Raw genomic sequence first — 20,839 nt, forward strand, 5'->3', positions numbered from 1 at the left:
TTTTATTTTCCAGATGCCCGCTTCTGTGTATGAGTCCAATATTTCACCATATAATGACTCATAATATAAACAAATACATAAAGAATTAACATATAAGGAAGAGAGAATCCTAATTCTTTATAAGTAAATGCTTCCGTATAAGCGGTTAACGGTAAAGTCATTAATGTATCGCCAGGGCCGCCTCTTGTAAGGGCGAAGATAATATCAAACATTTGGAGTGACAACATCAAACGGAATAATACAGCAATAAGAAGCATTGGCATTATCATTGGTAATGTAAGATTTTTAAACGTAAACCATGCTGAGCCCCCATCAATCATCGCTGATTCGAACGGTGCCTTTGGCAATGAACCTAAACCTGCTAACACAAGTAGAATAACAAACGGAGTATAAACCCAGGCATCAATGACAAGAACGGTAAATAATGCGGTGCTCGGATCAGCTCCCCAAGTAAAATCGTTGATCCCAATGGCGCGCAGCCATTTACTTAAAATACCAACGGAATTATTAGTCATTAACTGCCAAACCAAAGTTGCAATAACTGGTGCGATAACTAGCGGGAAAATCAGTACAATTCTTAATGCTCTTGATAATTGATTATTTCTATTTAGTAACAGTGCAATACCCACACCCATTATAGTCTGAGTTATGGTCGCCAAGCCTGCGTATGCTAGCGTGACTCCTACACTATGCCAAAAACCTGAATCTTTGAACATATAAATATAATTTTCAAACCCAACAAAATCATATCCAGAATACTTAAAGGAATAGTTTGTAAAAGAATAATAAATTGCCATCCCAAATGGGATTAAAATACCGATAGTTAATAAGAAAGCCGGACTTAAAATAATATAAGGTCTTGCTTTTCTCATAAAAGGGACTTTTTTCCCTCTGCTAATAATCTCTTGTTCGGGAAGAGAGGATGATGATGACAACGACTGGTTTTTCGCTTTCGCTTCAGGCTGCAATTTGATTCCTCCTTTTTAAATACAACGGAGAGATCCTCTCCGTTGTATTATCAAATCTTTTACTTATTCAACTCTTAATCTCTCTACACGCTTATTGATATCATCTACCAACGTATCCAATCTTTCCTGTGCATCTGCACCGTTAACAATATCTTGAAGTGCAGCTGCCCATTCAGTTGTTACATTAAAGAATTCTGGCTGTGGAGTAAATTTAATGGTTGAATTTTCAATAATTTGGTTAAATGTCTCTTCATATCCATCCGCTAAGCTAATGCGTTTCTTAAAGTCTTCATTATCCCAAACAGATTGACGAACCGGGTCAACCACATTAGCTTCAATTGCTCCCCAAGTCATATGCTCTTTTCCAGTAAAATATTGCATAAATAGCCATGCAGCATCTTTCTTCTTAGAACTACTGTTCATTGAAATTGACCATACCCACATATTTGCCCCTGGTTCGCCCCCTTCTACTGTAGTTGGTGGGAGTGTTACCGCAAGGTTACCTGCTTCTTCAGAGGAACCTTCTACATTGTAGAAAAGTGACCAGTTACTTGCATCATAAGCCATTGCTGATTTACCGGCAGCTAGATCTGTGGATACTTGATACCAAGTATAGTTGGACCAGTCTTTTGGACCACCCTTTTTAATCAATTCCACAAATTTTTCTGTTATTTCAACAGATTCTGAGCTATTAAGCTTAGAAACTAGTTTTCCATCTTCAATGACAAAGTCTTTTGCTCCGTGGTTAGAGAAAGATGTCATGTATCCGGGATGAATTGTTGCCCATGAACGTGTTCCACGAACACCAACTCCGTAAGAACCTTCACCATTCCAACCTTCAAGTTTTTCAGCAACTTCAATTAGTTCATCCAATGTCTTTGGAGGAGCTTCAATTCCATTTTCTTCAAATGCGCGTTTATTATAATGTAAGAGGTTAAGTTCAAATGCTAGTGGAACGGCCCAAAGGTTTCCTGTTCCAACCTCATGTCCTGGTACTAAATCCCAACGATCCGCATTTAAAACACCTTCAAAAAAGTCGTTCACATCATAATCTGGGTTAGTACGGTTTTCATCTTCAATAAAGGAATCCAACTCCTGAATATATCCGGCGGGAGCATATTCCCATAATTGATATGAACCTGTCATAAATACATCTGGATTTCCATTTTCGGCGTTCAATGCAGTAGTTAGCTTATCAAAATAGCTTTCTTCCGGTGTAATTGAGTAGTTTACTTTAAGCCCAGTTAACTCTTCGAATTGTGGAAGCCTTTCCACAATTGCTTCTGCATACGGGTGTTGGTTTAACATAACGTTCAATTCTTCCCCACTAAAGCGTTTCCAATCAAAGCCATCCAGTTCTTCTAATTCGGTTTTTTCAGGTTCGGCACTTTCACGAGCAGAAGAACGATCTCCTCCTCCCCCTGAACAGGCTGTTACAAAGAGTAGCATTATTGCAACAATAGAAATCCAAAACTTTTTTACCATTTTAATCCCCCTTTGTTATTAGTTTTTGCATTTTCTAGCTGACCCGAAAGAATATGATCTCCCGTTTCTCTTATTTTTAATTCTTTTGTGAATTTTGTCAATAGTTTTCATATATTTTTATTTATTTTTATTTATAAGTGAAATCACTACTTATTTACCTTGCAGTTTTTGCTCTTTTCTAACAATTTTATAAAGGTTTTAAAAGCTTCTTCCCATTTCTCTGTTTTAAGCGGTTCAAACGTTTTTACATAAAATGACTTTTTCACAAGATCTCTACCGGCTTGTAAATCTTTTATTTTTCCTGTTGCAATCATTTGAACAAGAATATTCCCGATAGCAGTTGCCTCTTCTGGGCCGGCCCATACGGGCCGTGCTATGGCATTTGCTGTAAACTGGCATAACAGTTCATTTTTCACACCGCCACCAACGATATGCAGTCCTTGATATCTTCTTCCTGTCAATACCTCAATATCATTTAGAACGAAGCGATACTTAAGCGCTAAGCTTTCGATAATGCATCGTATAATTTGTCCCTTAGTTTTAGGTACAGGCTGATTAGTTTCTTGACAAAACTGTTGAATTTGCATTGGCATATTATTCGGATTTAAAAATACCTCATCGTCTGGGTCAACAAAGGCATAGAAAGGCTCCGCTTCAAGGGCTAATTTGGTCATTCCATTATAAGTTAAGTTAATTCCTTCCTTTTCCCAAGATTGTTTACATTCCTGAATCAACCAAAGTCCCATGATGTTTTTCAAAAGACGGTAACTATTATAAACTCCTTTTTCATTCGTAAAATTCATTTTCAGGGCTTGCTCATTTATTATAGGCTCCTCAAGCTCAGTCCCTAACAAAGACCATGTTCCACAACTTAAGTAGGCAAAGTCCTTTTCCATTATTGGGATAGCGGCAACAGCTGATGCTGTATCGTGTTCCCCTACAGCAATCACCTGTACCGGTTGAAGCTGAAGTTCACTACAAATAGCAGGGGTAAGCGTTCCAGCAATTGTTCCTGATTCTATCACCTTTGGAAAGATATCAGTAGGTAACCCTAATCGTTCTACGATTGATGTCACCCACCGATTTTCAACGCTGTTATATAATTGCGTAGTTGATGTAATCGTCACTTCTGCTGTTTTCTTTCCCGTTAAAAAATAGCGAAGAATATCTGCGATTGGTAGAAATGTTAACGCTCTCTTTAGTGCGGTGCTGTTTGAACATTTCATTGCATATAGGTGGTATAAGCTGTTAACATTCATAAATTGTATGCCTGTCTGTCCGTAAATCTCCGACTTAGGAATAATCTCACATACCTTTTCCACCATCCCAACCGATTGTTTGTCCCGATAGTGGTAAGGGTTACCAATTAATTCACCATTTTCATCTATCAGACCGAAGTCCAGTCCCCACGTATCAATCCCTAAGGTATGTATCTCATAACCTTTCTTCTTGGATTGCAGCAAGCCTTCTTTAATTTCATAAAACAACCTTAAAATATCCCAATAAAAGTGATCACCAAGTTTAACCGGATCATTGGGAAAACGATGAATTTCAAAGATTTCGAGTTTATCGTTCTTTAGTTCACCGACAATTGCCCTTCCACTGCTGGCACCTAAATCAAATGCTAGATTTACCACTTTCATCCCTACCTTTTAATTGTCTAAAACATTGGGAATCTTCCAACTTTTACAAAATAATAACTTACTTTTAACATTTTATCAATAGTTTTATTACTTTTTATTAATAAAATAATTGTTTTTGGAATAATATTGACAATAAACGTTAACAAACGGTAAAATTCATTAATAGTAAAAAGATTCTTACTTTTGTTGGAGAGGAGGATAAAAATATGCTTGTTGCCGAAAGACATGCGAAAATTCTTGAGGTTTTAGAAGAAAAGAATGCAGTTACGCTCGATGAATTTAAAAAAATCTTTTCAGTATCTGAGTCAACCTTAAGAAACGATTTAAGAACTTTAGAAGAATTGAATAAATTACACCGCTCCCATGGAGGTGCTCTAAAAATTGTAAAAGATATAGAAGTTCCTTACTCTCAGCGTTCGCTATCCAACCATCAAGAGAAAGAGAGAATCGGAAGAGAAGCAGCGAAAAGAATTATTCCTTTTGAGACCGTTTATCTCGACGCGGGAACGACAATTATGGAGCTAGCAAAAAGTCTTCCATCTGATTTCGAGTTTAATGTCGTTACGTCAGCATTAAATATTGCAACTATGTCAAGCAAAAATAGTAATATATCTGTTCATGTTACGGGTGGTTTGTTGCGCCCAACTCTACATGAACTAGTAGGTCCTAAATGTATCCAATCTATAAAGGAAATAAGGGCACAAAAATTGTTTTTATGTGCTAGTGGACTTGACCTAGATCGGGGGGTTACAGAAAATCATATTTTCTCGGCAGAAGTAAAGAAAGCAATGATTGATTCTTCCGAACAAGTCATTTTACTTCTCGATTCTTCCAAAATTGGGAAATATTTCTTTACCAATCTTGCACCATTACAAAGAGTTGATGTACTAATTACCGACGTCAATATTCCAGAACATTATGATCGCAGTTTACAAGAGTTAGGAATAGAAGTCGTTAAAGTCTAACATTTTAGGAGGATGAAGATGAAGTATGTGCTCGATAGTAGATTAGCAAGAGACTTACAATATTATAGTAAAAAAGTAGTTAGAAATAATTTAGTGGTTGGTCCCGGGGGAAACAATAGTGTAAGAGATGATGAAATCATGTGGATTTCACCAAGCGGGTTCGCACTAGATGATATCTCAAATGAGCAATGGGTTCCTGTCAATATTACAAGTGGTGAAATATTAAGTTCATTGAAGCCTTCTTCAGAACTTTCAATGCACTTAGAAATATACAGACAACGTCAAGATGTTCTTTCGATTGTCCACACCCACCCGCCGATTACGATTGGAATAATAAGTACAGAACACAATATAATTCCACCGATGTTTCCGGATTTTGTTGCACTTGTTGGCGATGTTCCATTTATTGATTACGTAGTTCCATGTTCTGATGAATTAGCTGAAGCAGTCATTGAGGTCTTGAAGGATCCAACCTACAATGCACTCTATTTGAAAAACCACGGACTAATCACTGTTGGAACAAATATTAAACAGGCATATTACCGTACCGAGATTATTGAAGATGCGGCAAGGGTATTTTGGGTAAGTAAAACTGTTGGAGTACCACAAATTCTATCTAAACAAGAACAGAATAAAATCTTAAACTTAGAAGCTGAACAATACCGACAAAAGCTATTGGATCGGAGCTGATCCCCTTGAAGCAAAAAGATGTCATTTTTATTGGAATAGATATTGGAACACAAGGAGTCCGTGTTTTAGCCATAAATGAACATGGAGAACTACTAGCCAGTGACCAACACCAGTTTTCATTTCTTCATCAGGATTTGCAGCAAGAACAATCACCATCGCATTGGTGGTCTTGTACAATCTCTTCCTTACAAAAAGTTGCAAACAAATTAAGGAAAGTGATTACGATGAAACAAGTAATTGCCATATCGGTTACCTCTACCTCGGGAACAGTAATCCCGGTTAACAAAAACTATGAACCGATTGGCCCTGCACTTATGTATAGTGATAAACGTTCCTATCATGAAGCTGAGCACTGCAAAGAAGCATCTCGTTCGTTAAGTCTTGAGGATTATACACCGTTTAATACCTCATATGGCTTACCAAAAATACTTTGGTTTATAAAGAAGTTTCCTGAAAAGGTAGGTGAGATTAACCTTTGGTGCCATCCAACAGACTATATTATTGGGAAACTTACAAATAATTGGGGCATAACCGACTACACAAATGCACTAAAAACAGGCTATCATTTAGAGAAGGAAAAATGGCCATCCTATCTCTTCAATACACTGATGCTACCCCATTCTTGGTTTCCGGAAGTTGTCCATTCAGGGAAAATCGTCGGATATATTTCCGATGAAGTCGCAGAACTTATAGGTTTTTCCGCTAAGGTTAAAGTTACTGCTGGGATCACAGATGGGTGTGCTTCACAAATTGCATCCGGGGCGCTAAGTCCCGGTGATTGGAATACAACTATTGGAACTACTTTGGTGATTAAAGGGGTTACCATAAAAAAGATAAATGACCCTCTTGGAAGAATTTATAACCATAAACATCCTAAAGGCTTTTGGATGCCTGGCGGTGCAAGTAATACAGGTGCAGATTGGGTATCAAGAAATTACGAATCAAAGGAGCTTGGTGAACTAACAAAACAGGCAGAGGGACTAATCCCTACATCAATCCAATCTTACCCATTGCAGCAAAAAGGAGAACGTTTTCCATTTATCGCAAAACAAGCAGTTGGGTTCGATTCAAGGAATGGAGGAAGAGCTGAGTTATTTGCTGCTCGAATGGAAGGTGTTTCCTATATTGAACGACTCTCTTATGAAATGATTGAAAGGTTTGGAACAGAAATTAAATCTATTTTTACAGCAGGTGGCGCCAGCAAAAGTGATGTTTGGTTAACAATCCGTGCCAATGTTATGCAAAAACCTATTTACAAAATGAAGCATATGGAGGGGGCGGTTGGCTCTGCGATTATTGCTGCTTCTGAAACTTATTACGAGGACATTGAGCAGGCCGGCAAACAAATGCTCCAGCTAGAAAAAACAGTTGAACCGGGCCGGTTTAAGACAGAATACGAAGAAAACTATCACAACTTTGTTGAGATGTTAAAAACAAGAGGATATCTCACATAAAGAAAGGAGCAAAAATGACAAAGTTTTTTATTCTCCGTCACGGTGAAACAGAATGGAACCACAACAATAACCGTTATTGTGGAAGAACGGATATCTCTTTGTCCGATATTGGGGTCAAACAAGCTCAAGCAGCTGCTAAAAGCCTAAATGGAGTTTTGTTTGACTGCATAATTACATCCCCGTTAAAACGGGCTAAAGATACAGCTTCCATAATCAAAAACGAGCTTTCATTCAAAAATGAGATAACAACTGATAAGCGGCTTGTGGAAATTGACTTTGGAAAATGGGAAGGCCTTACTAAGCAAAAGATTGAAAATCAATATGCAGAAAGTTGGACACAGTGGCTTAAAGACCCTACGCTTGTAAATGCCGGAGAGATTGGCGAGACAGCGAGCAGTGTTTACGATCGCGCAATATCTTTTTATCAGGATTTAAGCTTAAAGCAACCAAACTCAACAATTTTAGTGGTTGCCCATAATACATTCAATCGATTCTTTATTACTGGCACACTTGGAATTCCATTTAACCAATACCGCAAATTTATTCAAAGCAATACTGGGATCTCTATATTAGAGTGGAATAAAAAGGATGAAATACAATGGCATCAACTAAACGCAATGATGCACCTTCTTTAAGACCTAGCACTTGCCAGGTCTTCTCCTTTTTTTTATAAAATAACAATGGTGTCTCCTCAACCACCATTTAATCTAATTATCATCTGATATTGCATAATAACATTTCAAATTTCCAAGAATGTTGTTTCCTTTTTTATTTAAATTGAATATATTTTCATTTTTTTTTATTTATTTTTATTTTGCTTTATGTTTTTAAAATATTGTTATATAATTAACTGGATTAATCGTAAAATTGACTTTTTGAATACAGGTTTATATAAGTCAGTCAAATTATTAAGTTTAGGTGATAATTATGAAAAAGATGTTTGCCCTTGAAAGGCGTCAAGCTATTTTAGAAAAACTTAAGATACAAAATCGGGTAACTATAAAAGAATTATCTGAGGAAATTCAAGTATCAGAAGCTACTTTACGAACTGATTTAAGTAAAATGGAAGAAGATGGTCTCCTCCAACGAACACATGGAGGAGCTGTTTTAATCAATCCATTAGAAATCGAAACAAGCTTTTCCAGTCGGGAAAAAAGAAATAAAGATGAAAAACTTGCTATTGCCATAGAGGCCTCTAAACATATTAGCAATGGCCAATGTATTATGCTTGATGCAAGTTCCACTGCACTTGAACTTGCTCGAATTCTAAGGGACACCAGTTTAAGGATTACTGTAGTCACCAGCGGTATCAACACAGCTCTGGAACTAAATGATCACCCTGATATTACTGTTATTTTACTAGGTGGTATTGTAAAAAGAGGTTCTTATTCCTTAGAAGGTAGTCTAGGAATTAATATACTTAAACAAATTCATATTGATATAATGTTTACCTCTGCAAATGGCTTTTCTTTTGAAACAGGACTTACTGACTTTAGCGTATATGAGGTAGAATTAAAAAAAGCAATGGTACATTCCTCAAACAAAGTGGTTGCCTTATTGGATCATACAAAAATACACAAACAATCCATTGCCTCCTTTGCTTCAACAGATCAAATTGATTTGATTATCACGGATTATATAGCGAATGATGAACTAATTCGAAAACTTGGGAAAGTGGATATCGATGTCTTTTTTGTCTCCTCTACTAAAGAAAATTAATAAATATAAAATGTAACTAATGGACTTATTCCTTTAGGATCTAAGTCCTTTTTTCTTCGAAATATTGCCTAACCTAAGATCTTTATTACTCAAAATAAAATGGATTTGGAAACTATGCATTTTAGGTGTAAGATGACACGCTTTTAGAAAGATATTGGCACGAGCAAATCGCTATATCGACTAACTCACGTCCAAGTGTAGATTATTCACTTGGGACTTCTCTCGCTTCAGCAATAAAATTCTTATTTACCTTTTTCAAAATAAGAAGCCAGAAATTCTTTTGACTTTCCTCCACCTGTTTCGCATTCCTCCCCTTCACCAACTCCGCACAAATACTTACCGCAATTTCCTCAGCCCCATCCGCAAAGATATCTACGCCAACCGGGGAATGAATCCAATCGGGGACTTCTTCCGGATACAGCAACCGCTTTGTTCTTCTTCTTGGAACGAGGATACCGAGATAATGAATTGATTTTGTAACAAGATGCTTCAATATTGCTTGGTCCCACTGAAAATTATGTGTCATGATTAAAATAAAACTTGATGGAGGTATCTCATGTTGTTAAATGTAAACATGGGGATGTTCATGAATATATTGGTCAGCAGTGGGGAATTTTTCAGGATTGCATCTTTGGGTTCTTGGATCGATTAGGATAATTGAAAAATCTAGCTTTGCTGCTAGTTCCACAACTGGTTCGACATCAGGACCTGCACCAAATATATAAAGGTGTTCCTTCGGTTTATACAATATTCTTTTTCGCAAGTTCAACAATGAACCTAATTTCTTCACCTTCAACTCCTGCGAGCTTCACCTTTGAATCTGATAATAAAAGAGGTAATATGCCTTCCCGATATTTGAGTTGACTGAAGAGATTGCCTCCAATTGTAATTTTATTTCTTGATGTATGGTCTGCAACATGTTTCACTGTTTCGCCTAATAACGGAAAAAAACTAGACACCGTAATTTTGTTTAAGCTAACTGCTGCACCTATGACTAGTTCATCGCCTTGCATTTCAAGAACTCCACATTCTGGTATGCTTTTAATATCAATAATGGCATCTTTCTGGAGTGCGTTGATTCGGGCAAATGTAATAAATTCCGTACCACCGCTAATAAACATGGCTTTTTGTCCACGCTCAGTTACATCTTGGTATACCTTTAATGCGTCAGTAATTGATGATGGTTTATAATATTCAAAGTCAAATGGGATCATTTCAAGCCCTCCCTTTTTGTCTGCCAAATGAATTCTGGTGTGAGGGGCAATTGGTTTAACTCGACCTTTGCCGCATTCGACAAAGCATTTGCAAGTGCGGCTGGAACAGAGATTACACCATATTCACCGATCCCACGTGCACCATAAGGTCCATCGGCTGCAGGAGACTCGATAAAATCGACTAAATATTCAACAGGTTGCTCACCAAACCGCAGCATTTTATACGTTCGAAGCTGCGGATTCTGGACAATGCCTTGGTCATTAAAAATAAAGCTTTCACTGCTAGCGAAGCTTAATCCTAGATACATGCCACTTCTCATTTGCTGGGTTGCCATGGCTGGATTAATGATGGTTCCGCCATCAAGTACGGTAACAGCTTTTATTATTTTATATGAGTAATCCCTTGTATCCCACTCAACTTCAACTGCCTGAGCCCCAATTGACCACCAAGGACCCGGTTTTCCAAAGCCGGTTTCTTTATCGATCGGGGTTAAGTGTCTTTGGACATACCTTCCATGACCAACTATTTGACCTTCAACAGTATGTCCATTTGGGAATTTATAGCCTATTGCTAAATCCTCAATTTTAACTCCGTATTCCGGATTTGGCTTTAAGTAAACGCGACCACCCCCCACCTCTAAATCTTCAACTGTACATTGCATGGCGATTGATGCAGTTGTTTTTAATTGGGCAATGACATCATCAGCAGCTGAAATGACAGCACGACCGGCTAAGAATGTTGTACTGCTGGCTACTGTCCTCCATTGGTGTGGGTCGTATTGAGTGTTTACCTCCATTGTCACATGAATTTTATTTATATCCATTTTTAACTTCTCTGCTAAAATTTGAGCTAATGTTGTTTTTGTACCCTGCCCCAATTCAATTGCAGCACAATTCAAGTTCACACTTCCATCTGGTTCAAATGTAATGATGGCACCAGATTGTGCATTAGTCGCGGTGGTTGTTGTTTTCCAAAACAAACTAATTCACTTCGTAACTACTTTATTTTTTCCACTTTCGACTATTTGTCCTTTATTCCATTGGATCAATTCCTTCGCACGATCCAAACATTTTTGTGAATCTCCAATATTATTGGCTGTAACCACTGCCTGAGTTGGTGAGGTGTCACCTGGTTTTATCGCATTGATCATTCGTAATTCAGTTGGTTCCATGTTTAATTTTTTCGCTAGTTGATCCATTGTCCGTTCCACTGCAAAAGTCAGTTCTGGATGCCCATAACCACGGAATGATGTAGCAAATGGATGATTTGTATACATACAATATGAATCACACCAAACATTTGGGACATGGTATGGCCCAGTGCAATCAAGCGCCGCCGCTCTCGTTACTCTAGCAGCTTGATCGGAATAAGCACCGGAATCTATCAAATAGGTATATTGGCCTGCGATGAGTTTTCCTTGTTTATCTACTCCAAGAGCGACCGTTGCTTCTATCCCAATATGACAAGGGGCTGTTATTAAATCCTCTTCCCGTTCAAAATCCAAATTCACATTTTACCTCCAACGGCTTTGGAGGCTAAATAAGCGAGTGGCTCCAACTGGACTGTCCCCTTGCCACCGAACGCACCACCTACCATCGGGGTATGCACAATTACATTTTCAACCTCAACATTAAAAAATTGGTTCAACACTTTTTTTATTGTATAGGGGGATTGAGTTGTTGAATGAACAATAACTTTTCCAACAGGATTGATTTCCACTCTTGCACAACGAGTTTCTAATGCAGCATGGTCAGATAGGTTAAATGAATAGGTAGCCTTAATCGTTTCCGCACATTGCTACCATGTAGATATAAAGTCTCCTTTACGGATTTTAATATGGCTTCCTATATTCGTGCCTGAGACTGGATACACATTACTGATTAACTTTTTATATTGCCCTGCATGTTCATGAACGAGAGTATTTTGATTTTGGAAGGCTTCCCTAACAGAATTGACCACCGGTAATGGTTCATATTCAACCTTAACTAATGTAGTAGCCTTCTTCGCCTGATGTTCATGGTCGGCCACAATAATCGCAATTGGTTCACCATAATATCTCACCTTTTCAAATGCCAGAGGCGGTCTGTCCGCTAATATTGGACCAATATGATAGGGAAACATTTCTCCTGTAATAATCGCACGTACCCCAGTCACCTTCCACGCTTCGGCTGTATCAATGGATTTTATGTTGGCATGTGCATACTCACTTTTGACTAATTTTGCATGTAACATTCCTGGTGCTGCAAAATCCCCAAGATATCGTACCGTACCAGCTGCTTTTTCCACCGTATCAATTCGTTGTATAGGTTTTCCAATCGAGTGCCGAACGTTTTTTTCCATGGTTGCACCTCCATTAATTTTTAGTGTGCCACAATAATCATTGTGTCCTGGTCAACCTCATGGGCTGAAGCATCCAATGTTTTTTCCAATGTAGAACTTGTTTTTTGGAGAGCTTCTGCATCTTTTGCTAAAAATACAGGGGCACCACCAGCTAGGACATTTTCAAGTTTTGTCGTAATAATGGCGATAATTTTTGTTGGTTGTTCCATTCTTATATCTCCTCAATTATTGTTTTCCTTTATCCGATTGACGTGGAAGACGAATTGCACTATCCAGAACTGGTACATGCTTAAGCACTTCTTTTATTTGAGTAAATTCCTTTTCCCTTGGTAAAAAAAATAACGCGATTCCCCCATCTTCCATATCGCGTTTTGAAAGTGGTATGAAGTCTGGCTCTCCGGAATCCAGATAGGAACCTAGTACATTGGCAATATGGTGGAGCATTGCCTGACTTTGTCCCAGATGTGAAAGGGTTACAATACTATTTTAATTTTTCGGAGTAATGATGGCTCCAACCGCCTTTTCCTGAATGACTTTTCTGCTTTCCTGCAATCCAACGTTCTTAATATGTATATCTCCTACATAAAGGTTTGGCCCTTCAAAACGGATCTCCCCTTCTGAAATATCAGCCATCTCTGTCAGCATCTTTCCTTTAATTCTTGTTCGAACAAGAAAAACGAGGACGATACCAACAATAATTCCTAACCAAATCTTATAGACTGCAACTAATGTGGAGATAAGGGCTGCGAACATGACGATGTAATTGCGTCCCTCAAATGCTTGCGCCATCCCTTCTATGAAAACTTCCCCCCTTTTCACTAACTCTTTAAAATCATTTTTTTCAAGTGTTTCTCTTTCCATCTTTCGTACTTCCCGAAACTGTGTGGCTGCTAGGCTCAAGAATGTAACTGCCGCCCAATCCGATTCCAGTACGGAAGGAACGGCCACGGCGCCAATAAATGCCGCAATAAATCCAAATGAAAGATGTATGATTCTCCCTGTTGGGTAGGTTGGGTATTGTCTAAAATCGGTACGCATTAAGATAAACCGGGCGACAAAGCCTAACAAGATCCCAACAACGACTGGCCATAAGTACTTATCCATTTTAAGTAACCCCCAAAGTTCAATTACTAATTGTTAAAATTAGGATATAGACGTTTTTAGAGTCTTCAATCAACTATAAATTTATGATGGTAAAGAAAAAAACCAAATCCTTTTGTTTAGGACTCGGTTCATTAGTTCTGTAAAAACGGTGTCACTTTATTTAGTGCTTCTTGAAGCTTCACACTGTTTTTCTGATACATTTCTTTTGCGGACTCGTTATTTGTTTGCAAGGCAAATAATTCTAAATCCGCCTGACATTTTTTGATTGTGGCAAGAAGTAATGGTTTTTCCTGTGGCGATGGAACTTTGATTTTGTCATCATATAGATCGACCGTCAGTTGTCCATATGTATCTACTTGCCCTAAGAACACATTTTCAATGCTGACACCAATTTTATCAAGTTCCGTTTCAAGCCACTGCTGACTGTTTCCAGATGAAGACAATGGTTCATGCATGATTTCTCCGTCCATAATAACCGTTTGCGATTCTTTTATGGGGGCTACCGCAAGATTTAGGACTTTCGCGGTGATTGGTTGATTTTCTTTTTTTAATAATACACTTAAGGTTCCGGTTGTCTCCAATACGGCGAACTCAACATCTGCTACCTGAAAGACATTCTTATCCCGCAGTTTGGCTAATAATTCATCAATTGTATATTTTTCTTTCTTTAAGTTATCCTCCATGATCTTTCCATCCTGAATGAAGACCGTTCCTTTTCCTTCCGCAAAATCCCTTATCGTTTTACTTTTTAGGGAAACCAAACCTGCGATAAATGGAACAGCAAACCAGATGCCCATTCCTATTAATCCATGGGCGATACTTTTATCCAAACCGGTAGCAACCTCCGCGGCAATACTCCCGATTGTGATTCCATTAATATATTCGAAAAAGGAAAGTTGAGATATTTGCTTTTTTCCTAACCATTTCGTTAATAAAAACAATACGATAAGTAACACGAGTGACCGTACGGCAATACTTAACCAATCTGGCATGTTAATAGCTCCTTGCAAAAAATTTAAAAACCTTTATATTGATATTCCTCCCGCTCAATTTCGCCTACACGAATTTTCAGATCATTCAAGATTTCATCCATAACCAGCATCGTTTCATGAAAAGTTTGTTTTGCCTTTGTGTCTTGCGTTCGTAATGCTAGGCTTGATAAACTGGCTTCAATACTTTTTATACTTGAAAGACATTGTTTCACCTGAGAACCGACTGTCATCTTACATTCTCCTTTATCCTTTCGGTTTAAAAATTAAAGCTCCAATCATCCCAAAAATAATAGCGGCCGATATACCAGCACTTGTCACTTCAAACATTCCAGTTACCACCCCAACGAGGCCATGCTTTTCCGCTTCAGCCATTGCTCCATGAAACAGGGAATTGCCAAAACTAGTAATCGGAACTGTTGCCCCGGCACCCGCAAAATCAATGAACGGTTCGTATAAACCAAACGCATCCAAAAGTGCTCCAAGTACGACAAATGTACTTAATGTATGTGCGGGAGTGAGCTTAAATACATCGAACATGATTTGACCAATCACACATATGAGTCCACCTATGACAAAAGCCCAAAAGAATATCATGACTGCTCCCCACTTTCATTTTCAATTGATACCGCATGTGCAATACAGGGAATTGATTCATTTTGCTGAAACGTAAGCGGAGAAAGTAAGGCACCCGTCGCAACGACTAAGACCCGATTTAATTCCCCTTTTTTCATGCGATTTAAGATATGTCCATAAACAACTGTTGCCGAACAACCTGCACCACTTGCACCCGAAAGAACTGGCTGCCCTTCTCGATAAATGAGTAGTCCGCAATCCTGAAAGTTTTCTTCCTTAATCGGGGTACCATGCTTTTTAAATAAATCGAGAGATACCTCTCGACCGATATGGCCGAGATCCCCAGTTACAATGAGATCATAATAGGAGGGATCGACGTTTCGTTCCTTTAAATGGGCTTCGATTGTATCCACAGCAGCAGGGGCCATTGCTCCCCCCATATTAAATGGGTCGGTCAACCCCATATCTACAATTTTCCCAATGGTTGCTGATGTCACTCGCGGGCCTGTGCCTGTCGGACTGAGTAAGGCTACACCCGCACCTGTGACCGTCCATTGTGCGGTCGGCGGTTTTTGACCCCCATATTCAGTTGGATAGCGAAATTGCTTTTCAACAGCTGCATTATGACTAGATGCCCCTGTTAAAATATATTTTCCACCGTTATAATTCACCAAAAAGGCTGATAGCGCCAGTCCTTCCATTGAGGTTGAACAAGCCCCGAATAAGCCAAGGTATGGGCTGCCCAGTGTTCTAGTCGCAAAGCTTGTAGGGGTGATCTGATTAATAAGATCGCCACCAAGGAAAAACTGAATCTGATCCTTTTGCAGATTGGCTTTTTCGATCGCCTTTTGACAAGCTTCCTCTAACATGACTTGATGGGCTTTTTCAAACGAATCTTGATTAAGCCAGATTTCACCATGAATTAAGTCAAAGTCCTGAGGAATATTTCCCTTTGCTTCAAATGGTCCAACAACGGTTCCAGTTGAAATAATGACAGGCTTTTGATCGAATATCCATGTTCGATGACCAGTCAGCATTACAGTCCCCCCCATGTGATAAAAATGGTCTTAATAATGGCGATTACAAAGGCCGAAAACACCCCAAAAAGAATAACGGAGCCTGCCAATTTAAACATATTTCCACCGACTCCCAGTACAAAACCCTCTGTACGATGTTCGATTGCTGCGGAGATTACAGCATTTCCAAACCCTGTCACTGGAACGGCAGAACCCGCACCTGCAAATTGAGCAATCCGATCGTAAACACCAAATCCTGTTAATAACATGGAAATGAAAATTAAGGTTGCAACCGTCGGATTTCCCGCTGTTTGATCCGTAAAATCGAAAAAATATATGTAAAAAGTCTGTATCGCCTGTCCGATTAGGCATATCAATCCACCCGTAAGAAATGCTTTGATACAATTTTTAAATAAGGGTCGTTTTGTCTCTCGTTGATTTTGAAATTCTTGATATTCTTGTTGAACTGGGGTTAACTTTTTCTTTTTTTTATCTGCCATATGCCTGCCCTCACTAACTTATGCTTCCTCTTTCATTAGACTTTTGATATTCCCTATTTCTTTCTTAAGTCCTTTTTCCCCAGTCTTCCCATTCTCAAGATTTTTCTCCAATATATCCAATTCAAGAAAAATCTTTTGATCGGTTGAAACTTGGATCTTGTATTCAGGAAATTCCTTTTTCAATGCCTTTTTCACATTCTTTTCTATGGTCTTCAGTTGCAATCTATCGATTTGTGGCACCATTATGGCAACAAGGAGTTCTTGATCCGTATTCACTCCTCGAACTCCGGAAACATCATCTCTTTTGATAATGAGCTCCTTAGCCTGATTCGCAATGGATTGACTCGTTGTTTTTTTCGCACTTATTTTGGTTATTGAGGTGCTTTGATTTTGAACAGAATCCATTTTCTCCTTGCAGCCTGTTAATAATCCGCAAACTATAAATATAAAAACACCACATCGAAATAAATACTTCCTCATATCAATCAATCCCATCCCTATAACGTTCCAATTGGAGAAAAGGTTGGTATGATTAACCAACCTTATACTTTGAATTATTCTTGTTGATATTGTGGTTCTTCCGCATCTAACTCCTGCAAACGCGGGTTGAGACTGTCTACGATTGTTTGAGTTTGTTGTGCAGCATTTTGATAAAGTTGTTTCGCTTGTTGATTTTGTGTTTGAAGTGAAAATTGTTCAAGGCTAGCTTGAGCGCTTTTCAATCCCGAAATTGTTTGTTTGACCTGACTCTTTACCGTCATAAAAATCCCTCACCTTTTTTAATTTTTCCTAAGCATTTATAGAATTAGTAAAAGGGACAGATTATATTAAACCATTTTTTTACAAATAAAAAGATCCAAGTCATTTATAAGACTTGGATCAGATATTTTTCTATTTATTTGCAAGAGGAATTGTTAAAACATCTTCTTTTGAGCCATCTTTTGCGGAATAAACGAATAGTTCAACTCGAATTTCATTTTTAGGTTGTGCGATTAATGTTTTATCAATCAGGATTTCAAAGTCTCCCCAAGAAGGTGCACCCACGGTTTGATAGTTGTCTTCAAGAAGTTTCTCATCACCATCATAAACAGCATAGTCAAAAACACCTTCGAAAACCTGTGCTTTACCAGTAATTACGATTTGGTTATCCGATTCAGATATTTTTACATCTTTAAAAATTTTATTTTGATATACCTTTTCTTCATTTGTTGGCGTTACTTCATCATCCGTATTTTGCTCAGTTTCATCGACTTCTTTATTTTCTTCCTCCTGAGCAGTATTATCTTGATTATTTTCGACATGATCCTCAGCTGGCTCATTCTGTTTAGGCTGATTGGATTCATCGTTTGAGTTACATGAGGCTAGGACACTGGCGATACTTAATATGGCTATAAAGGTAATGATTTTTTTCATTAGAAATCCTCTCCCTTACAAAATTATCATTCTTTATTATTCTGTATCATTTGAGGAAAAAAATACCTATTCGCAGATGAAGTGGTATTAAAAATTGTCCATAATGTTAAATGAATTGCATATATATAAGACATGTCCAATCAAACGGGAGAGTCCTTATTTTATGCCATTTTTTATGAAAGCAGTCGCAATCCTTGTAGGTAGTATAGCAATCGCAATGGGGATCAATCTATTTTTAATACCAAATAAAGTTTTAGATGGCGGGATAATAGGGTTAGGTTTAATTATTAGCTATCTATTTCATACAAATGCAGGGTTCACGATCATGGTATTGAGTATTCCTATCTTTACTATTTCTTGGTTTAAATATCGTTCCTACTTTTTTAACAGCTTGCACGGTATGCTTCTATCTTCGTTTTTTATTGATCTTTTTCACAACTTAAGCCAAGTTCATTTCCATCTTTCCCCCATTCTAAGCTCGTATGTTGGTGGGACCTTGATTGGTTTTGGTATTGGGTTTATGCTTCGCTTTGAAACAAGCACAGGTGGGACGGATTTATTGGCGCAGTTCCTTTCGGAAATTATTAAACTGAATGTGGGGATCATCATTCTTATCATCGATGTTTTTGTCATTTGTCTTGGGGGATTATTTGTTTCTAGTGAAACCTTCTTTCTTTCGGCAATAACCATTTTAGCAGGTGGAATCACAACTAGCCTTTGCACGTGGAATTTTACAAGTACTCATTATACCCACTCTTAATTAATTTATATTAGCAATAAATACAATTATATTAAAAGAGGAATCAGGCAAAATATATATCGTTGTCATTACAACACGAAAATGCAGGAGGCGGTATTATGGCAAGCCAAATTGATACAAATAAATTAAAACAGGCAGAAGCTCAAGCATCAATTGCAAAAGATATGATTACATCCGCAATCGAACAGTCAGCAGCAAACCAAATTTTAGCGAAAGAAGCTTTAAAATCAGCTTCACAGGAGATCGCTCAAGTTCAAACAATTTTAAGCCAGGCCCAATCTACACTTCAAACACAATCAACAGAGGAATCTTAATTTTAAAGGTCCCCTTTTTATATAGAAAGGGGACCTTTACCGTATACAAGGGGTATTCATTTTTCAGTGCACTTAATCTGTTTAGATAAAGGTGTCGGTTCTACTTGTTGAGCAGCTCTGAACATATCACTTGCAGGATTTCTAAATGTAATCAAAAAGGTAGTCCCTTGATTTAACTGACTGTTAACCGTAATTGTACCCTTATGGTTTTGAATGATCTTGTAGCTCACCATCAGCCCTAAACCATTCCCATCCTGCTTCGTTGTAAAAAACGGCTCTCCTAGTTTTTTCACCTGGTCTGCGTCCATTCCTACACCATCATCCTTTATTGAGATTAATATCGTTTGTGGTGTCATTTCAATCAAAATATCTATTTTACCTCCGTATGGCATAGCCTCAATAGAATTTTTCATTAAATTTAAAAATACCTGTTTTAATTGATTTTTTTCACCAGAAATCACAATTTCTCCCGCCGGAGAATGATAGTCAAAATGAATATTCTTTAAAATGGCTTCGGGTTCAAGAAACTTAATGACATCTCTTAACATGCTAGTTAGATTGCAATTGCTAAAGTAAATCTGATGTGGCCTAGCAAAAACCATAAATTCACTCACAATGAAGTTAATGCGATCTATTTCATCAAGTATGGTATGGATATACTGTGCTTCCACGCCTCTTTCATTCAATAGCTGGACAAATCCTCGGATAGTAGTCAGGGGATTTCGAATCTCATGAGCGATGCCAGCTGCCAATTCACCAACCATCGCAAGCTTCTCAGTTTTGCGTAAAACCTCTTCTGTATTCCTCTTTTCCGTAATATCATATTGAATGGATATATGCTTATACCGTTCTCCATTTGCATCAACAAACGGTATAATAATAGTATCTAACCAATATTTAGTTCCATCCTTTGCTTGATTAAGAATGTCCCCTTTCCAAACCTCTCCAGCTTGGATGGTCTCCCATATTTCACCGAAAAAGCTGTGCGGATGAAAGTGAGAAGAATAAATTTCATGCTTTTTCCCTACTAATTCTTCTCTTGTATACTGATATAAATGACAAAAATGATCATTTGCATATAATATTCGATCTTCATGATTGGTCACTGCAAAAATAGTTGCTTCATTTAAGACCCTTTGCAAATCTGCAAGCTCTCTTAAGGTCATTTTCAAATCCTCTTTTGACTCATCTAATGCCGTCTTCGTAAATGACCATTCTTCACTGTATATCCTACATAACGTTTGAATGATATGCTGGTACGATTTCTCAATCCGTTTCATCACTTCAAAAAAGCACTGGTTGGAAATTCTCTGGTGCAATAATTCATGTTCAAGAATATCCATAATTGAACTTCGAGTCAGGTAAACGAATTCAATAGATTGTTCCAAGGAAGCTTGAGAGTTAATTAGCGTAAAACCAAAGACCTCCACATAGGCGATTAAGTTCTTTTCACTTTCTTCCCGTTGGTTAATTACATATTCTCCAATATGGTTGAATAAATTGTCATCTGTAGCCTTGCGAAATATTAACTCGTTAAACTGAATGTTTTCACTTTCAGTTTGTGCCATTATCTTTTGGTAACTAACCCCACTTAACTCTTTTATCTGCTTGCCGATACATTCAATTTGTTGCTTCATCGTATCCCCCACAAAGTAGTTATAATTATCTAGTAATTAGACAATTATCGG

21 protein-coding genes and 3 pseudogenes are annotated in these 20,839 nt (G+C 37.9%); 7 read left to right on the forward strand and 17 right to left on the reverse strand.

The features are described from left to right. Nucleotides 1-2 precede the first annotated feature (2 nt). From LKW28_RS03155 to LKW28_RS03165, 3 genes are all read right to left on the reverse strand, one after another. Nucleotides 3-968, reverse strand: a complete 966-nt coding sequence (locus LKW28_RS03155; protein WP_229138872.1) for a carbohydrate ABC transporter permease — start codon at nucleotides 966-968, stop codon at nucleotides 3-5. A 63-nt stretch (nucleotides 969-1,031) separates the two neighbouring features. After that, nucleotides 1,032-2,453: an ABC transporter substrate-binding protein gene (locus LKW28_RS03160; RefSeq protein ID WP_229138874.1), complete on the reverse strand. Its 1,422-nt coding sequence runs from the start codon at nucleotides 2,451-2,453 to the stop codon at nucleotides 1,032-1,034. A 146-nt stretch (nucleotides 2,454-2,599) separates the two neighbouring features. Then, nucleotides 2,600-4,090 (reverse strand): rhamnulokinase, encoded by a 1,491-nt coding sequence (locus LKW28_RS03165; protein WP_420708799.1) that lies wholly within the window; start codon nucleotides 4,088-4,090, stop codon nucleotides 2,600-2,602. 212 nt (nucleotides 4,091-4,302) lie between these two features. Between LKW28_RS03165 and LKW28_RS03170 the strand changes: the two genes are divergently transcribed. From LKW28_RS03170 to LKW28_RS03190, 5 genes are all read left to right on the forward strand, one after another. Continuing rightward, on the forward strand, nucleotides 4,303-5,061 hold the full coding sequence (locus LKW28_RS03170) for a DeoR/GlpR family DNA-binding transcription regulator (RefSeq protein WP_229138876.1): 759 nt from the start codon (nucleotides 4,303-4,305) through the stop codon (nucleotides 5,059-5,061). Between the two features lie 18 nt (nucleotides 5,062-5,079). Next, nucleotides 5,080-5,751: a class II aldolase/adducin family protein gene (locus tag LKW28_RS03175; RefSeq protein ID WP_229138877.1), complete on the forward strand. Its 672-nt coding sequence runs from the start codon at nucleotides 5,080-5,082 to the stop codon at nucleotides 5,749-5,751. Nucleotides 5,752-5,756: 5 nt separating this feature from the next. Continuing rightward, nucleotides 5,757-7,205 carry an FGGY-family carbohydrate kinase gene (locus LKW28_RS03180; RefSeq protein ID WP_229138878.1) on the forward strand — a complete coding sequence of 483 codons (1,449 nt, stop codon included), beginning with the start codon at nucleotides 5,757-5,759 and terminating at the stop codon, nucleotides 7,203-7,205. A 14-nt stretch (nucleotides 7,206-7,219) separates the two neighbouring features. Continuing rightward, nucleotides 7,220-7,840 carry a histidine phosphatase family protein gene (locus LKW28_RS03185; protein WP_229138879.1) on the forward strand — a complete coding sequence of 207 codons (621 nt, stop codon included), beginning with the start codon at nucleotides 7,220-7,222 and terminating at the stop codon, nucleotides 7,838-7,840. A 292-nt stretch (nucleotides 7,841-8,132) separates the two neighbouring features. Continuing rightward, nucleotides 8,133-8,924, forward strand: coding sequence for a DeoR/GlpR family DNA-binding transcription regulator (locus tag LKW28_RS03190; RefSeq protein WP_229138880.1), 792 nt, complete (start codon nucleotides 8,133-8,135; stop codon nucleotides 8,922-8,924). A 202-nt stretch (nucleotides 8,925-9,126) separates the two neighbouring features. Here LKW28_RS03190 and LKW28_RS03195 read toward each other — a convergent pair. The 13 genes and pseudogenes from LKW28_RS03195 to LKW28_RS03255 all read right to left on the reverse strand — a co-directional run bounded on the left by LKW28_RS03195 (nucleotide 9,127) and on the right by LKW28_RS03255 (nucleotide 18,077). Then, nucleotides 9,127-9,714, reverse strand: a pseudogene (locus tag LKW28_RS03195) (XdhC family protein). After that, nucleotides 9,665-10,138 carry an FAD binding domain-containing protein gene (locus tag LKW28_RS03200; RefSeq protein ID WP_229138881.1) on the reverse strand — a complete coding sequence of 158 codons (474 nt, stop codon included), beginning with the start codon at nucleotides 10,136-10,138 and terminating at the stop codon, nucleotides 9,665-9,667. Before LKW28_RS03200 ends, LKW28_RS03195 begins: the two are co-directional and overlap by 50 nt. Further along, nucleotides 10,135-12,479: pseudogene (locus LKW28_RS03205) on the reverse strand (xanthine dehydrogenase family protein molybdopterin-binding subunit). Before LKW28_RS03205 ends, LKW28_RS03200 begins: the two are co-directional and overlap by 4 nt. A gap of 20 nt (nucleotides 12,480-12,499) precedes the next feature. Continuing rightward, on the reverse strand, nucleotides 12,500-12,688 hold the full coding sequence (locus tag LKW28_RS03210) for a capping complex subunit for YIEGIA (RefSeq protein WP_229138882.1): 189 nt from the start codon (nucleotides 12,686-12,688) through the stop codon (nucleotides 12,500-12,502). 16 nt (nucleotides 12,689-12,704) lie between these two features. Beyond that, nucleotides 12,705-13,583 (reverse strand): annotated as a pseudogene (locus LKW28_RS03215) (YIEGIA family protein). Between the two features lie 131 nt (nucleotides 13,584-13,714). Beyond that, a complete protein-coding gene (locus LKW28_RS03220) occupies nucleotides 13,715-14,575 on the reverse strand; it encodes a DUF421 domain-containing protein (protein WP_229138883.1) in 861 nt (286 codons plus the stop codon). A gap of 23 nt (nucleotides 14,576-14,598) precedes the next feature. Further along, entirely contained in the window at nucleotides 14,599-14,805 is a 207-nt protein-coding gene (locus tag LKW28_RS03225; protein WP_229138884.1) for a DUF1657 domain-containing protein, read from the reverse strand. Nucleotides 14,806-14,818: 13 nt separating this feature from the next. Continuing rightward, on the reverse strand, nucleotides 14,819-15,169 hold the full coding sequence (spoVAE, locus tag LKW28_RS03230; protein WP_229138885.1) for a stage V sporulation protein AE: 351 nt from the start codon (nucleotides 15,167-15,169) through the stop codon (nucleotides 14,819-14,821). Then, a complete protein-coding gene (spoVAD, locus tag LKW28_RS03235) occupies nucleotides 15,166-16,185 on the reverse strand; it encodes a stage V sporulation protein AD (RefSeq protein WP_229138886.1) in 1,020 nt (339 codons plus the stop codon). Before spoVAD ends, spoVAE begins: the two co-directional genes overlap by 4 nt. After that, complete coding sequence (spoVAC, locus tag LKW28_RS03240) at nucleotides 16,185-16,664, reverse strand: stage V sporulation protein AC (protein WP_229138887.1); 480 nt, start codon at nucleotides 16,662-16,664, stop codon at nucleotides 16,185-16,187. The genes spoVAD and spoVAC overlap by 1 nt, the downstream gene beginning before the upstream one ends. 18 nt (nucleotides 16,665-16,682) lie before the next feature. Next, complete coding sequence (locus tag LKW28_RS03245) at nucleotides 16,683-17,069, reverse strand: YhcN/YlaJ family sporulation lipoprotein (protein WP_229138888.1); 387 nt, start codon at nucleotides 17,067-17,069, stop codon at nucleotides 16,683-16,685. A gap of 149 nt (nucleotides 17,070-17,218) precedes the next feature. Continuing rightward, a complete protein-coding gene (locus LKW28_RS03250) occupies nucleotides 17,219-17,425 on the reverse strand; it encodes a DUF1657 domain-containing protein (protein WP_229138889.1) in 207 nt (68 codons plus the stop codon). A 130-nt stretch (nucleotides 17,426-17,555) separates the two neighbouring features. Next, nucleotides 17,556-18,077 (reverse strand): Gmad2 immunoglobulin-like domain-containing protein, encoded by a 522-nt coding sequence (locus tag LKW28_RS03255; RefSeq protein WP_229138890.1) that lies wholly within the window; start codon nucleotides 18,075-18,077, stop codon nucleotides 17,556-17,558. Between the two features lie 163 nt (nucleotides 18,078-18,240). Here LKW28_RS03255 and LKW28_RS03260 point away from each other — a divergent pair, with 163 nt between their 5' ends. Both LKW28_RS03260 and LKW28_RS03265 read left to right on the forward strand, forming a co-directional pair. Next, nucleotides 18,241-18,837: a YitT family protein gene (locus LKW28_RS03260; protein ID WP_229138891.1), complete on the forward strand. Its 597-nt coding sequence runs from the start codon at nucleotides 18,241-18,243 to the stop codon at nucleotides 18,835-18,837. Nucleotides 18,838-18,935: 98 nt separating this feature from the next. Continuing rightward, a complete protein-coding gene (locus tag LKW28_RS03265; protein ID WP_229138892.1) occupies nucleotides 18,936-19,151 on the forward strand; it encodes a hypothetical protein in 216 nt (71 codons plus the stop codon). 56 nt (nucleotides 19,152-19,207) lie between these two features. Here LKW28_RS03265 and LKW28_RS03270 read toward each other — a convergent pair whose 3' ends face one another. After that, nucleotides 19,208-20,788, reverse strand: coding sequence for an ATP-binding protein (locus LKW28_RS03270; protein WP_229138894.1), 1,581 nt, complete (start codon nucleotides 20,786-20,788; stop codon nucleotides 19,208-19,210). Nucleotides 20,789-20,839 lie beyond the last annotated feature (51 nt).

It is taken from the genome of Bacillus sp. REN16, assembly GCF_020731355.1.
In the GTDB taxonomy this organism is placed as follows: domain Bacteria; phylum Bacillota; class Bacilli; order Bacillales; family Bacillaceae_L; genus Ferdinandcohnia.